Genomic DNA, 14,695 nt, shown 5'->3' on the forward strand with positions numbered 1-14,695 from the left:
AATGACTGAAAAGATACCGAAGGCGTCACCGGAGCAAATAACCTATGCCAACCTGCTCTTTTATGGCTCGTGGACTGCCATAGCTATTTTGCTGATCACCTACCTGATATACGTCAGTGGCATGGTCTCAACATACGTTTCCATGCATGATCTGGCATATTACTGGACGAAGCCCGTGCACGAGTACGTGCAGGAGGCCAATATTCCCCTGGGCTGGGGCTGGGTCACCCTGCTGGGCAAGGGCGATTTTCTCAACTTTATTGGCATCGTGCTCCTGGCGGGCATGACCATAGTCTGTTTTCTCACTCTGCTGCCTACCTATATCAAGCAGAAGGACACTCCTTTTGTCATCATTGTTACGCTGGAGGTGCTGGTGCTCTGCCTGGGCGCCTCTGGTCTTCTCGGGGCGGGCGGCCACTAGCCCGGCTGCAGTGTCGCCAGCAATGGCGCTCAGCCTCTCCCTTCTCACAGTAGGCTGCTGCGGGCACCACTGTCAGTTGTGCCGGGCAGCTTTGCCAGCCAGCCTCTGCTTCTGGTGCTGGGCCGCCTGATACATGAAGGTGCGGATTATTGCCTCTCTGTTGGGTTGAAAAGTACCGTCGTAGGCAGAATCTATGTAAGGGATCTGCAGGCGGTCCAGCAGGGGCTTCAAGATCGCCGAACACATGGTGCTCGGCATGCAGGTGAAGGGAAAGACGTTTACGATGCCGTCAAAGCCCGCCAGGCAGTATTCCAAGGCGCCGCCGATGCTCAAACCAGCCTCAGTTCCCACCTGGAAAGAGTAGAGTCGATCGTTGTCCAGCTGCCGTTCCAGAGGACCTATCTTGTGGTCCGCATGGATATGAAGATGCTTCATGACTGTGCGGTATACCTGGGTCTGCCGCAGGTACTGGTAGGTGAGCTCGGCCCGGTTGCGCAGCCACCGTTTCACGTGCTTTCTGCAGGCTGCCATATCCCGTTGTCTGATTGCCAGGCTGAGGTCTCGGGCTGCTTTTTGCATCCTGTCATAAGATATGTAATTTACCCATTCAGCAATGGAGGCATTGACCACCTCCCCCCCATGTTGTTCCAGGAGCTTGATGATGTCCTGGTTGGAGGCTCTGTGACTGCGCAGATAAATTTCTCCTACCATGCCGATCAATGGTCTGGGAGGCAGAGTCGTGTCGATGAGCAGCGCTGCCCTGCGGGCTACTGCCTCGAGATCTGCCAGAATAGCGCTGAAATTCTTGCTGCGGCCGTGAATTTCCAGGCTGTCAGCCATGGTGCGCAGAGCCTCTTCGAAGAATTCTTCCGCCACACCCGGCTCCCTCTCATATGGCCGCATGTGCCAGAGAGATCGATCCAGAACGTCGCCGATCACAATGGCCACGTAGGCGCTCCTGCGAAAATTCGCTCTCAACGGTTGGGGGAGCAAGCCGCCGAGGGCATAGGAGTCTTTGCTGGTGATGGAGGCGATGCGAGTGTTGCTGAAGCCGTCTAGAGAGTCCAGGATGATGCGGTGCAGCTTGTTGTACATGCCAAAACGGCAGGGCCCGCCGGCCTCAGCCATAAAATACAGGTAGTTTTCCGCTCTGAAGCGTTCTCCAAGTCTTTGCCGTTCTTTTTCCAGATAATAGAGCACATCGCCAAGAGTTACCTGGCAGGGAAAGCACTCCTTGCCAGAGGTGAACTTCTTGCCCAGGTCCAATCCTTTGTAGGTCTCCATTACCCGGGCATCAATGCCGAAACTCCTCAGGGTGGCGGCAAGGAGAACGCTGCCCGCCCTGTTCATTTCTGGGAGAAGCAGTCGCTTGCCGATCAAGCTGAACTTTCCCACGTTCTTTTTCAAGGATTCGAACTCGGTCATGATCTCTATCCAGGATTCGCTTTGCTCAAACAGTGTATGAATTGGGGCCCCAGCCAAGTCAGTGTCGCTCTAATTGTCAGCGTGGCTGTGGGTTCACGATGCTCTACACTTGCTCTCCTTCAAGCTGTCGAGGACCTGCCGGTGTTCGTTCTGGATGACGTTCTTGAATGCCTCCAGACGGGTGACCATGCCGGCAACCGCGCTGTGTTCATCCAGTTCGAGAATCAGATACGGTTTTGCTCCCATGACGTGGCGGTAAAAGTGCTCCAAGAATGAGTCAGCACCGCAGCTGAAATTGGTGAGATGTATACCATAGCCGCAAGCACTGTCTTTGATCAGCTTTGCCGTGCGGAGGATCTGCGCGCCGAGCCCCCAGTACATGTCCGGAAAGTCTGTGAGCGCGGTGTTGCTGGTATCGAGAAAGTCTTGCGGGATGGCCTTGATGCCGAGCCTGGCTAGATTGTGGCCAAGGCGCAAGTTGAGTCGCTCGTCATATAAGTTGTAAGGACGGCCGCTCACCACCACCCAAGGATCTTCAGGTTGGAGCGCGGAGAAGAAATCCCGCCCCAGGGTGACCAGAGCGCTCTGGAAGGCTGTCTGGATCTCCCAGGCCTCGCGAAAGGCGCGATCCACCTGAAGCTTGCTCACCGCCAGAGTCTTGTTCAAGCTGCGATAGAGGTCCAGGATTACGCTTTCCAGAGGATCATTCAAGTACAGTATGGGGGAGAGCAGCCTGTCAGCGGCAATGTCCAGGGCAGCAGTGACCATGTATTGACTGCCTTGCACCAGGGGACAGAAGAAGCCGGTTTCCCCAGACTGGGCCACCGGCATGTTGATAAGGGTGGGAAGAAAAAGGTAGCGCGTTTTGGCTAACAGGGCTCGCACATGGCCGTGGAAGACCTTGATGGGATAACAGGTCTCGGCTGTCATTGCCTCGATTCCTGCCAGGCCTATGTGTTCATTGGTCCTGGGCGACAGAATCGTGCTGTAGCCGAGCTTTTGCCAGAAGTGGCTCCAGAGGACGCTGTAGTGCAGAAAGTGAAGCGCCCGCGGCATGCCCACAGTGGGTTTGCCGTCCAGGATTTCCAGGCGTTTTCCCCTTGCGGCTCCACCTGCCTCCAGTTCAGCCAGGTCTTCAGTCGAGGATGCCAGGTAGTCCAGGAACAACCGTTCACGTTCAGAGAACCAGTTCTTTTCAGTCTCCTTTTTCTCCCTGGTCAATTCGTAGCGTCCGCACTCGCCTCCCCAGATGCTCTTTCGGCCGCCGAAATTGTAGATTTTCAGCTTGCACTCGTTGTGGCACTTCTTGTCGGCCCGGCAGATTGTTTCCCTGAAGGAGATCGAGCCTGAAGTGAGAACCTGCAGTCCGGGGAATCTGCTCACCCTGCCGAGGATCGACAGCTGCTCCATTACGGCCAGGGCAGCGCCGTGGGCCCCGAGGACTTCACGGTGTTCAGGCATGATGATTTCCTGATGGAGCACATTCTCGAAGGCTGCCACGATTCCTTTATTCAGTGAGGGACCGCCCAGAAACATTACCCGAGCGCCGATGCGCCGCTTGCCCACCACTCGATTCAAGTAGTTATAGACAATTGCGTAGCAGAGGCCGGCAATGAGATCCTCAAGACTGGCCCCCTTCTGGGCATAGGAAACCAGATCAGACTCCATGAATACGGTGCACCGTTCGGCAAGGTGAATAGGATTGCGGGATGAGAGAGCTATCTCCTGGAATTCTTTCACAATATTGATGCCAAGTTTGTTGGACAATTCGTGCAGGAAGCTGCCGGTTCCGGCAGCACAGACTTTGTTCATGTCAAAGTCAAGAGGATTGCCGTTCTGAATCCAGATGTATTTGGAGTCCTGGCCGCCGATTTCGAAGACCGTGTCCACCAGGGGATCCCAGTGCACTGCGGCGCGCGCGTGCGCCGTGATTTCATCGATGATGAGATCGGCATTGACAAAATCGCCCACCACATGCCGGCCAGAACCTGTGGTGGCCGTACCCAGGAATTCCAGACTGTCGCCAAACTCCTCCTGTATCCCAGCGAGCAGTCTCTGAGCCACCTCGATTGGTTTCCCCTGCGTCTGGACGTACTGCTTGTGGATTATATTGCTGTTAACATCCATCAACACTGTCTTGGTGGTGGTGGAGCCGATATCTATGCCGAGATAAACCTGGAGCTTGGTCCGAGGCGGCTGGGTCCGTCTGGGGATTACCACATTGTCCGTAAAGGTTGTGCGTTGCAGCCGCAGCACGGGCGCTCTGGGAAAGCTGGCGCTTGCTTCACCCACCATTTCTTTGAGCATCTCGAGGTCGATTGGCCTGTCTTGCTCTTGCTGCTGAGCGAAGATGGCTGCTCCCAGAGCACCGATGGAAGTGTGGTGTGGGGGAACTATGAGCTCTGGAAAATACTTGCGGAAGGCTTCAACCTGAAGCTTGTTGCTGGCAACCCCGCCAATAAAGACCACGGGGTCCTCGAGCTGGTGGTTGGCAACGATGGTGCTGACATAGTTGGCCGCATTGCCCTGATGGAGGCCGGCAATGATATTGGCCAGCGACTCGCCCTTGTTTTGTAGATGGATCATGTCCGACTTGGTAAAGACGGTGCAGCGGCAAGCTACCGGCGCCGGGCTGCTGCTCTGCTGCCCGAGATTGATAAAGTCGTCGAGGATTTTTTCGATGTGCTCCGCGGAGAAGTTCACTTCCTCTTGATAAAATGAAGAGGAGAGGCGCTCGGCCTGCTGGTCGATAAATGAGCCGGTGCCAGCGGCGCAGGGGCCATTCATGGCAAATGATTTCAGGTACCATTGACCGTCTGCATGGGACAGCTGGTACAGAGCTGCATCCTGGCCCCCCATGCTGATAATGCTGGCTGCCTCCGGTACCAGCCGCAGCACTCCCAGGACCTGGGTTATGGATTCGTACTCGTAAACCGCCCCGAGCCGCTCGGCAATAATTTTGCCATGGTTGCCGGTAAAAGCGACCCTGTCGATGCGCTCGGGCGGGAAGCGATCATAGAGCGCGGTAAAAACCTCGAGAGTCTGGGGTACGAACCTGCCAAAATGTCTGTGATAGGGAAATTCATAGATGATGTTCTGTTGATCATCTAGAACAACACAATTTATACTCACGGAACCGATATCCACTCCCACCGTATACATGAGCACCTCAGTTTCACCTTCTTGGCGTGCCTGCAGTTCATCAAGGAGAACCTTCCCTCAACCTTTACTTTACTAGTGAAACAGTTCCTGCTCGCTGGCAAGCAGCTGATGACAATCTTCGACAATGCCAGTGTATGAAAATGGTCGGCTACAATGTATAGTTGAATTATAAAGGCGTGTAATCTTCGGGTCAAGCCAAAGAAACGTACAAAAAACAGCTATTTCTTGTTCGCCAGAGCTGGGTGGCAGGCTTTGCAGAAGGCAACACTGGGTCTTTCAAGTGGTCTCCAGAAGGGGCTCTTCGCCACAGTTGTGCTTCATCAGCTGCTGCTTTTTGGTCAGGAAGACCTCGCACTCGGGGCACTCCATCCCTTTCTTGGCACATGCTTTTGGTTTCAATTCCCAACACGGCACAGGAAAGTCCAGTACTGCCGGGCAGTTCTTCCTTTCCTCTTCGGAGCAGCGCCTGATTTCCCAGCAGCTGGCAAGAGTGAGCAGTTTCTTGATCCCAGCTATGTTGAGGCCGTCCTCGTGAATGAGCTTGCGCAGACATTTGAGCCACTGCACGTCATTGTTGGAGTAGTAGCGCTTGCCGCTGCGGCGTGCTGGTTTGATCAGGCCTTCCCGTTCATAAATCCTCAAGGTCCTGGGATGAATGTGCAGCAGTTCTGCCACGATGCCAATGGGGTACAGTGCCTTGTAGTTGTCCATCTTTTTACCCTGCTCGCAACATTGCGAAACTGAGATATAATTAACAATGATAATTACACTTATCACTAGTCATTGTCAAGTGTTATTTACCCTTGATAATAAGGGGGTTTTGTTCTAGATTGACTGCATATTGTCAGACTTCGCTCTTGCTAGAAGAGGCTGACTTTGGAGACTTTCGCTCAGGGGAGGCACAGCCATGCGCAGTGATGTGATGAAAAAAGGACTTGAAAAGGCGCCGCATCGATCACTTTTCAAGGCCATGGGTCTGACAGATGCAGAAATTGCCCGTCCCATGATTGGTATTGCCAATTCCGCCAATGAAATCATTCCGGGGCACATTCATCTCGACAAGATTGCCGAAGCAGTGAAGGCAGGGGTGCGCCTGGCAGGCGGCACGCCCATAGAATTCAGCACAATCGGCGTCTGTGACGGCATAGCCATGAACCACGAGGGCATGAAATATTCCCTGTGCAGTCGTGAACTGATTGCCGATACCCTGGAGGTAATGGCCAGGGCTCATCCTTTCGATGGGTTGGTGGTCATTCCCAATTGCGACAAGGTGGTGCCCGGCATGTTGATGGCCATGCTGCGCCTGGACATCCCCGCCCTTGCCATAAGCGGAGGTCCCATGCTGAGCGGCCGGCGGCTGGGCAAACCTGTTGATCTCATCACAGTGTTTGAAGGGGTAGGTGGCGTGAGATCAGGTAAAATCAGTGAAGAAGAACTGGCCGAACTGGAGGATTGCGCCTGTCCAGGGTGCGGCTCCTGCGCCGGCATGTTCACGGCCAACTCCATGAACTGCCTCACGGAAGCCATTGGCCTGGCTCTGCCTGGCAACGGCACCATCCCGGCGGTGTCCGCGGCTCGCTACAGATTGGCCAAGCAGGCGGGCATGCAAATAATGCACCTGGTAGAAAAGGACATTACCCCCAGGCAGATCGCCACCACTGAGGCTTTCGAGAACGCTATTGCCGTTGATATGGCGCTGGGGTGCTCCACCAACACCGTGCTGCACGTGCCGGCGATAGCCCACGAAGCTGGGATTACCCTGGATCTCGATCTCTTCAACCAGGTGAGTGATCGGGTGCCTCATCTCTGCAGTTTGAGTCCTGCGGGTCCTCATCATTTGGAAGATCTCGACACTGCAGGCGGAGTACAGGGAGTAATGGCTACCCTGGCGGCAGAGAAGCTGATTCAAATGGAAGCGCTGACAGTGACCGGCAAAACCGTGGCAGAGAACCTGCAGGCAGCGAGGGTGCTGGATCAAGAAGTTATTCGTCCCATAGACAGGGCCTACCACAGGGAGGGGGGCATTGCCATCCTGTTCGGCAACCTTGCTCCCGAGGGAGCCGTGGTGAAACAGGTGGCAGTAGCTCCCGAGATGATGGTGAATACAGGGACAGCCAGGGTGTACGATTCAGAAGAGGAGGCGGTGGCGGCAATTCTCGGCGGCAGCATCAACAAGGGTGATGTGGTGGTCATCAGATACGAGGGTCCCAAAGGGGGACCGGGCATGCGTGAGATGTTGACGCCCACCTCGGCTATTGTTGGCATGGGCCTCGACAAAGATGTTGCCCTGCTCACGGATGGCCGCTTTAGCGGCGGCACCCAGGGAGCGGCCATCGGCCACATCTCTCCGGAGGCGGCCGAAGGTGGCTTGCTCGGCCTGGTGGAGGAGGGCGACCGCATTGAGATCAACATCCCGGCCAGACGCCTGGAGCTCAAGGTCTCAGAGGAAGAGATTGGCCGTCGCCGGCAGAACTGGCGACCTCCTGAACCGAGGATAAAGGAAGGCTATGCCTATCGCTACAGCAGGATGGTCACTTCAGGGGCGAGGGGGGCAGTGTTCAAAAACGATATCTAGCTGGGATATTTTCACATCTGTACGAAGCAGCAACCAAGGAAGAGCCTTGGCGGTATAGAACCTGGACAAGGGGTGCGCTTGTCCAGCGTCATGCCTGGCCAGGCAACAGAGAGTTTCCCTGAATCACTCCAGCAAGGGCTTTGCGTGGTGCAAGTGGTTGGAAGGCATTGTGATGCTGTGAGCAGTCCAGCAAAGGGAGGACTCATTGGGCTTCATTTTTGACTCCAGAAGCGCCCGCCATTATGACGATTGGTACCAGAAGAAGGCAGGCAGAGAAGTTCTGCAACTGGAGCTGGACCTGATCGAAAGATTGCTGGAGCCGCGCCAGGGAGAAAGGTTGGTCGACATTGGCTGCGGTACAGGAATGCACTTGGCCTGGTTCCAGAAAATGATGCTGCAGGTGAGCGGGCTGGACGCCAGCCCTTACATGTTGGACAGGGCGAAACAGCGGCTGCCTGCCACAGTGGATCTGCACCGCGGTCGGGCTGAGGATTTGCCCTTCGACGACAATGAATTTGATCTGGCAACAATGATCAACACCCTGGAATTTGTAGATAATCCGACCAGGGCACTTGCCGAGGCCATCCGGGTGACCAGGAGGAGACTGGTTCTGGGGGTGCTCAACAAGTATGCTCTGCTGGCTGTGCAGCGGCGTCTGAAGGGGCTCCTGGTGGACACCATTTACCGCCACGCCCGCTTTTTCAGCATCTGGGAATTGAAGGAGATGCTCAGGAGCATAGCAGGTCCAGTTCCCATCCAGTGGGGAACAGTGCTGTTTTTTCCTCTTCCACTGGTGCGGCTTGTCAAGGCAGTGGAGCGCCAGTCGATCTTTCAACATAATCCCTGGGGTGCTTTCATTGTAATGAGCGTAGATATCTGTTATCAGTTCATCACCTGCAGTGATCCGGTGGGCGCACCATTGCAGCAGGCAGGGGGGCAGCTGCCGCAGGGAACTCTGAAGGTAACCCTGGAGTCTCTTGAAGGCAACAAGAGGCAGCCTCCAGGCAGAATAGCTTCAGCTTGAAGTCACCTTTTTCTCGGTAGTACTGTTAACCATAATTAAGGATCATAATTCAGGTGATGGGCACGGCAGGTGGCTTGGAGCATGCGAGAAGCAATGTTATATGAACGGTTGGAGGAGCTGCGAGTGCGGTGCAATCTTTGCGCCCATCGCTGCCTGATCAAGAACAACAAGCGCGGCATCTGCGGGGTTCGACAAAACCAGGAGGGTACGCTGCAGTCCCTGGTGTATGGTCGCGCCATTGCCAGACACGTGGACCCCATCGAAAAAAAGCCGCTGTTTCACTTCCAGCCTGGGACCAGAAGCTATTCCATTGCTACAGTGGGCTGCAATTTTCGCTGTCGATTTTGTCAGAATGCCGACATCTCCCAGATGCCTCGAGACTTCAATCGCATCATCGGAGAAGATTTTCTTCCTGCAGATGTGGTGGCTGCGGCCCGCCGAAGCGGCTGCAGCTCGGTGTCATATACCTACACTGAACCGACGATTTTCTTTGAATACGCCTATGACACTGCCAGACTGGCGCAGGCAGCCGGCTTGAAGAATGTCTTTGTCAGCAACGGCTACATGACACCAGAGGCGCTGGAAGTGATCCAACCTTACCTGGATGCCGCCAATGTGGATTTGAAGGCGTTTTCCGAAAAGTTTTACCAGGAACAATGCGGCGGCAAACTGGCTCCTGTGCTGGAGTCTCTCAACAAGATCAAGGACATGGGTATCTGGTTGGAGGTCACCACTCTGGTAATTCCCCAGTTGAATGACAGTGAGAAGGAACTGAGAAATATTGCTCGCTTTATCAGGAGCCTCGGCCCTGAGACGCCGTGGCATGTGAGTCGTTTCCATCCGACCTACAACCTCACCGACAGGGCGAGCACGCCGGTTGCTGCCTTACAGCGAGCCCGGGAGATAGGTTTGCAGGAGGGCCTCCACTATGTCTACACCGGGAACATCCCCGGCGATGAGGGCGAAAACACTTTCTGTCATGCCTGTGGCCAGCTGCTGATCGATCGCTTTGGCTTCACTACAGCACGCTACAATATAAAGCACGGTCTATGCCCGTGGTGCGAGACCCAGGTAGCAGGGGTGGAGATGTAGCCGGCCGAGCAGGGTAGCGGTTCACAGGTACGAGCAAGGGGCACCGCAATGAAAAAGGAAGAATGGCAAAGGCGCACTCGTGGGCACCGGCACCGGCTGCAGAGCAAATTCCTCGATCATGGTCTGGCAAAACTGACTGATGAGGAAATCGTCGAGCTTCTCCTCACCCTGACAACGCCCCGGCGAGATTGCAAGCAGGCAGCCCGCGAAGCCCTCAGGCTCTTCGGCGGCCTTGTGGGGGTGTTGGAGGCGCCGCCGGCTGAACTGCAGAAGGTTCGTGGCATTGGACCACGAAATGTTGTCAGTCTCAAGTTGATCCATGAAGTTGCACGCAAGTTCCTAGGGGAGCGCTTGATCGGCGGCAATTTTCTCACCTCGTCCCAGGAGGTCTACGACTACCTGTTGCACTCCCTGAGAAATTTACAGCGAGAAATCTTCAAGGTCATCTTTCTCAGCAGTCGCAACGAGGTGCTGGGGGTGGAGACCCTTTTTGAAGGAAGCCTCACTTCGAGCGCTGTATACCCGCGAGAAATCATCAAGACGGCCCTCGAGCGCCATGCAGCTGCCATGGTGTTTGCCCACAATCATCCCTCTGGCGACCCGAGCCCCTCACCCCAGGACTTCAGCATCACCAAAGACCTGCTGGTGGCAGGGAGAATCATGGGGATCAGGGTTCTGGATCACCTTATCATCGGCCGCAACAGTTACTACAGCTTTGCCGATCATGGCCACATCCGTACCTGGGAGGCACAACTGGGAGACAGACCCACCGTGCTGCTCAAGTCCGAAAAAAATCCAGCCGAGGTAGGGCAGCGAGCGAAACGGCTTCTGCCAGACAGGGTAGAAAGTTGAGCCGGCCAATATTTTTGGCCAGATAATGCAGAGAGGCAGGCTGCCCATCGCTTGTGACGGCGGACCTCGGCCAGTTTGTTGCCCTGACGATTCGCCTCGTCCGGCAAGAGACTCCGCCTCGGCTAATTGGATGCCGGATGCCTGCTCCAGTTTGCTCCTCTCCAGGCATATTTTGGACTGGGTCGGCTAATCCAGAGGCGGGTCTCAGCTGCAAGAAGCGCCAGCAGTACACTATCGGTCGCTATCAAATTGGACAGCTCTGTTGGACACAGCTCCTTCTCTAGCCAGTGAGCGGCGATATGGCTGTCCTATTGTGCTCAAAAGTGGAACTTCTTTTCACAATTGTTGACTTACAGTGTCCAGTTCAGGGAGCCACTCCCCTGGCTGTGGTTGTCCAACCAGCTTGATTTACATCGAAAAACGTTTTTATTCTCGCTGGCACAAATTCTGCTAGTTGGACGCTCTGGCAGATCTCGCTTTCTGCCGAGGGTGTCCCACACCCTGGCCCCCATCCACTCTTTGCGCCGGGTCGATGGGGGCATTTTTTTGGCTCAGCCCAGACACTTCAGCAGCCGGAAACCTTATGACTCACCGCCCGGAGCGGCTGCCTGGAGACCTCGCTGGTCTTGTCCTCTCAGCAAACACACGCTAATGGCATAGATATTGCTTCTTATAGCTTGATACAGAGAGCAAAGAGATGGGGCCTCGCAAGGGCGATGCTCATCCTTCTGCCCAAGAATGCCAGCAAGTGGAGCGCTGCTCGATAAACATGTCTGCCCAGCAAGCACAAGAGACCCCACTGGCTGCAGCCGCAGTGGAAAGGCTGCCGGAAGGTGCCAGAGTGGAGGCCAGGTACCCGGTGTTAGTTCTAACCACTGAGGGAACAGTCCAGGGAGAGACCTGGCAGCTCACATCACACACTGCCTTTGTTCGCTGTCAACAGCCATTGAGAGTCTATGACATCACCAACCTGAGCATCACAGTCTCCGAAAGAGAATCAGTTCTGGCTGATGCCGAAGTAGTGTGGTCAAACAGGTATGGCCCGGACGATCACATCACACCTCGGGGTATGATAGTCCGCTTCACCAACATATCCGCACGAGACCGTCACCGGCTGCACAGGGTGCTGGTAAAGCACTATCAGAAAAAGCTAGAATCTCAGAGCGATGTAGCTCGTCATACCAGTGGTTGATTAACAGGGCTGCAGTGAGGCAAGAGGCAGCAGGCCGCCCCTGCAGGAGCTCTGGCGGCCAGCGACTACGGGGAGCCCTGGCGCAGAACCAGCCGCAGCCTTTATGGCGAAGAACTCTGGATCACACTTGTCCATCTTTGCAGCAAGTCTCGCCCGTCGATCTCTCCCAGGCCATTGTGTGCGAAGAAATCTCTCAGCTCCAATTGATTGCCCTGGGACCACCATTTTCTGAGAAGTTCCCCAGCTGCCTCTTTGAACATCCACTCCGGTCCCAGGGTATTGACCAGAACGCCCTCCAGGGTAGCCTCGGCCATCCAGGAGATCAAATAATCGAGGGAATAAAATTCCGGCGCCAGATCAAACAGTTGCGTCTCTGGTTTATAGGTGAAGCCGGTGTGCTCTTTGAGGATTCTGGCGTATGCCTCGCCGCTGGCCATGTCGCCGCTGCTGAACATTTCGTATTCTGCCAGGAATTTGCCGGCATACCTTCTGAACACAGCCAGATCCTTTAGCGTCTTGTGGTAGCTCAGAGTTTCAATGTGCTCCTCGGGCAGCTCGAAGTAGCGCCGCAAGAAATAGGGCGACAGAGACATGTTTTGCAGCAGAAAGGCATAGGTTTCGGAGAGGGTGTTGGAGGGATAAAAGTCCTTCTCAGGCGCAGAAAGATCCGCCGAGGTGTACACTGTGCTCAAAGCATGACCCATCTCATGGAACAAGGTCTCCACATCTATCCAACCGCCCTGTGGATTCATGACCAGGTAGACATTGTCCGGGATACGCAGGGCAAAGCTCATGGCCTGGGCTCCCTTGCGTGGCGAGAAATCGATATCGAGATGCAGGGCAGGGGTATGCAGCACATCTATGTGCCAGTGGTCAAAGAAAGCCAACAGCTCCGGCAGGGTGGGACTTTGCGGAAAAAAGATGTCGAATTCCGCCAATCCCAGGAGATATATGGCATCGAAGCGATTTAGTTCATGAAGAGGCAGGCCAAGAGTTCGCTCAACCCATTGTTCCATTGCCCTGAAATAGAGTGAACTGGTGGCCTCCAGCAGGGTGCGCACCTCAGTGACGTAGTGCTCGTAGTCCAGTAACTTCTTGTCTTTGCAGTAGGAGGTGTAATTCTGGTAGCCGAATTCCTCGGCCAGCAGCTGCAGGAAGAACTGCCAGTATTCGAGGGCGAAGGGCTTGAGGAATTTGCACAGGCTGCTCGACTCCTTTTCCAGGATGCGGCGGCTGGCTGTATCACTCCGTTTCTGACACCAGTAAAGGATATCCTTGAAATAGATTTTCTCACCATTGATGTGGGCGGCGGCGCCCTTCATCCAGGTGAATAGCTCATTCTCGTATGGGGCAACTTGATACTGCAGAGAATGGCCCACAAGGGTATGAAAGATCCTGCGGCCCATTGCTGAATTGCCCAGAGCTTTTCGGGCACGCAGCACTGCTTCAGGGCTCAGGAGGTGTTCGTAGCCCTCATAGATATTCTGCTGGGAGGCAGTTGGCCTCTCACCTTGCCAGATGCGCAGAGCCCTGGCCGTAAGGCGCTCGTTCAGACTCTGCAGGGCCTTTTCTATTCCTTGTGGCATCCACCTCAGCTTTCGAAGGGATTGTGGAGCATTATGGTCTGGTGGCGCTCTGCACCTACAGAAATCAGGCAGAGTGGAATCTGGCTCATCTCTTCGATGGCCTCCAGATATCGCCTGGTGTTGACGGGCAGATCCTCCAGGGTGCGCGCCGAACAAATGTCTTGCTGCCAACCGGCAAAGGTCCGGTACTGCGGTTTGCACTGTTCCAGGACAGTGCGGTCGGCAGGGAAGTGTTCCACTGTTTGGCCGTTTATCTGGTAAGATGTGGCGATGCGCACCTCAGGGAGTCCGCTCAGGACATCCAGTTTGGTGACTGCCAGGCAATTGAGGCTGTTGAGGCGAGAGGCATTCTGCAGCACCAGCATATCCAGCCAGCCGCAACGGCGCGGCCTGCCGGTGGTGGAACCGAATTCTGCACCGGTCTTCTGCAGGTGGACGCCGGCTGCATCAAGACATTCAGTGGGAAAGGGACCGCCCCCAACGCGAGTAGTGTAGGCTTTGCTGATGCCAATGACTCTGTCAATACAGGTGGGGCCGACGCCTGCGCCACAGGAGGCATTGCCTGCCACCACATTGGATGAGGTCACATAGGGATAGGTGCCGTGGTCTATGTCCAGGTTTGTTCCCTGGGCGCCTTCGAAGAGGATATTTTTGCCCTGGCGCCTGATCTCCTCGAGCAGCAGCGACACATTGCGGATGTAAGGCTTCAACTGGTCGCCATAAGCAAGGTATTGCTCGGCGATGGCCTGGCTGTCCAGGGGTTTGCCTTCAAGAAAATGTTGCAGATAAAAATTCTTTTCTGCCAGGTTTTCTTCGAGCTTGGCGGCAAAGACCTGCGGATTGATGAGATCATAGAGGCGAATTCCCACCCGGCTCGCCTTATCCTCATAGCAGGGGCCAATGCCGCGGCCGGTGGTGCCGATCTTGGCGGTTCCCTTTTTCCGTTCCCGAGCAACGTCCAGTTCCCGGTGATAGGGCATGATGACATGCGCCTGGCCGCTCACGGCCAGGTTGTCCGGGCCGACCTCTATCTGATTTTCTCTAAGTTTGGCTATTTCCTCGAGCAGGACACCCGGATCCACCACGACCCCGTTGCCAATGCAGCACACTTTGCCTGGATGGAGGATGCCCGAAGGAATGAGGTGCAGAATAAACTTGCGCGCTCCCACCATCAAAGTATGGCCGGCGTTGTTGCCTCCCTGAAAGCGGACGATGCAGTCAGCAAAGGGTGTGAGAAGATCCACTACCTTGCCTTTGCCTTCGTCTCCCCACTGTGTTCCCACCACCACTATGTTGGCCATAAAAGGATTCCCTGCTGGAAGAGTTCTGCTGTTGCGCTGTTCGTTTTTTTCACAGCTGTTCTGGC

The 14,695-nt window shown here is 55.2% G+C and carries 11 protein-coding genes; 6 read left to right on the forward strand and 5 right to left on the reverse strand.

What is annotated here, in order from left to right:
- Window position 1: 1 nt before the first annotated feature.
- Window positions 2–421, forward strand: a complete 420-nt coding sequence (locus JRI89_06895; protein ID MBW2070967.1) for a DUF1634 domain-containing protein — start codon at window positions 2–4, stop codon at window positions 419–421.
- A 72-nt stretch (window positions 422–493) separates the two neighbouring features.
- Here JRI89_06895 and JRI89_06900 read toward each other — a convergent pair whose 3' ends face one another.
- From JRI89_06900 to JRI89_06910, 3 genes are all read right to left on the reverse strand, one after another.
- A complete protein-coding gene (locus JRI89_06900) occupies window positions 494–1,846 on the reverse strand; it encodes a CoA activase (protein ID MBW2070968.1) in 1,353 nt (450 codons plus the stop codon).
- A 93-nt stretch (window positions 1,847–1,939) separates the two neighbouring features.
- On the reverse strand, window positions 1,940–5,008 hold the full coding sequence (locus tag JRI89_06905) for a CoA activase (protein MBW2070969.1): 3,069 nt from the start codon (window positions 5,006–5,008) through the stop codon (window positions 1,940–1,942).
- A gap of 276 nt (window positions 5,009–5,284) precedes the next feature.
- The gene (locus JRI89_06910; protein MBW2070970.1) at window positions 5,285–5,719 is read right to left on the reverse strand and encodes a MerR family transcriptional regulator; all 435 of its coding nucleotides are present in this window, start codon (window positions 5,717–5,719) and stop codon (window positions 5,285–5,287) included.
- A 196-nt stretch (window positions 5,720–5,915) separates the two neighbouring features.
- On the opposite strand from JRI89_06910, the gene ilvD reads away from it, so the two are divergent.
- The 5 genes from ilvD to JRI89_06935 all read left to right on the forward strand — a co-directional run bounded on the left by ilvD (window position 5,916) and on the right by JRI89_06935 (window position 11,743).
- Window positions 5,916–7,583 (forward strand): dihydroxy-acid dehydratase, encoded by a 1,668-nt coding sequence (gene ilvD, locus JRI89_06915; GenBank protein ID MBW2070971.1) that lies wholly within the window; start codon window positions 5,916–5,918, stop codon window positions 7,581–7,583.
- 205 nt (window positions 7,584–7,788) lie between these two features.
- A complete protein-coding gene (locus tag JRI89_06920; protein ID MBW2070972.1) occupies window positions 7,789–8,607 on the forward strand; it encodes a methyltransferase domain-containing protein in 819 nt (272 codons plus the stop codon).
- Window positions 8,608–8,688: 81 nt separating this feature from the next.
- On the forward strand, window positions 8,689–9,699 hold the full coding sequence (gene amrS, locus JRI89_06925; GenBank protein ID MBW2070973.1) for an AmmeMemoRadiSam system radical SAM enzyme: 1,011 nt from the start codon (window positions 8,689–8,691) through the stop codon (window positions 9,697–9,699).
- A 48-nt stretch (window positions 9,700–9,747) separates the two neighbouring features.
- Window positions 9,748–10,551: a DNA repair protein RadC gene (gene radC, locus JRI89_06930; protein MBW2070974.1), complete on the forward strand. Its 804-nt coding sequence runs from the start codon at window positions 9,748–9,750 to the stop codon at window positions 10,549–10,551.
- A gap of 697 nt (window positions 10,552–11,248) precedes the next feature.
- A complete protein-coding gene (locus JRI89_06935) occupies window positions 11,249–11,743 on the forward strand; it encodes a PilZ domain-containing protein (protein MBW2070975.1) in 495 nt (164 codons plus the stop codon).
- A gap of 101 nt (window positions 11,744–11,844) precedes the next feature.
- Here the strand turns inward: JRI89_06935 and JRI89_06940 are convergent, their stop codons facing one another.
- On the reverse strand, window positions 11,845–13,329 hold the full coding sequence (locus JRI89_06940; protein ID MBW2070976.1) for a hypothetical protein: 1,485 nt from the start codon (window positions 13,327–13,329) through the stop codon (window positions 11,845–11,847).
- Window positions 13,330–13,334: 5 nt separating this feature from the next.
- A complete protein-coding gene (locus tag JRI89_06945; protein ID MBW2070977.1) occupies window positions 13,335–14,630 on the reverse strand; it encodes an adenylosuccinate synthase in 1,296 nt (431 codons plus the stop codon).
- Window positions 14,631–14,695 lie beyond the last annotated feature (65 nt).

The organism is Deltaproteobacteria bacterium (assembly GCA_019309045.1).
Taxonomy (GTDB): Bacteria; Desulfobacterota; Syntrophobacteria; order BM002; family BM002; genus JAFDGZ01.

Excerpts from the sequence above, each read along its gene's own strand:
- JRI89_06895 (MBW2070967.1), top strand. The coding sequence starts at position 2 with ATGACTGAAAAGATACCGAAGGCGTCACCGGAGCAAATAACCTATGCC.
- JRI89_06900 (MBW2070968.1), bottom strand. The coding sequence starts at position 1,846 with ATGACCGAGTTCGAATCCTTGAAAAAGAACGTGGGAAAGTTCAGCTTG.
- JRI89_06905 (MBW2070969.1), bottom strand. The coding sequence starts at position 5,008 with ATGTATACGGTGGGAGTGGATATCGGTTCCGTGAGTATAAATTGTGTT.
- JRI89_06910 (MBW2070970.1), bottom strand. The coding sequence starts at position 5,719 with ATGGACAACTACAAGGCACTGTACCCCATTGGCATCGTGGCAGAACTG.
- ilvD (MBW2070971.1), top strand. The coding sequence starts at position 5,916 with ATGCGCAGTGATGTGATGAAAAAAGGACTTGAAAAGGCGCCGCATCGA.
- amrS (MBW2070973.1), top strand. The coding sequence starts at position 8,689 with ATGCGAGAAGCAATGTTATATGAACGGTTGGAGGAGCTGCGAGTGCGG.
- radC (MBW2070974.1), top strand. The coding sequence starts at position 9,748 with ATGAAAAAGGAAGAATGGCAAAGGCGCACTCGTGGGCACCGGCACCGG.
- JRI89_06935 (MBW2070975.1), top strand. The coding sequence starts at position 11,249 with ATGGGGCCTCGCAAGGGCGATGCTCATCCTTCTGCCCAAGAATGCCAG.
- JRI89_06940 (MBW2070976.1), bottom strand. The coding sequence starts at position 13,329 with ATGCCACAAGGAATAGAAAAGGCCCTGCAGAGTCTGAACGAGCGCCTT.
- JRI89_06945 (MBW2070977.1), bottom strand. The coding sequence starts at position 14,630 with ATGGCCAACATAGTGGTGGTGGGAACACAGTGGGGAGACGAAGGCAAA.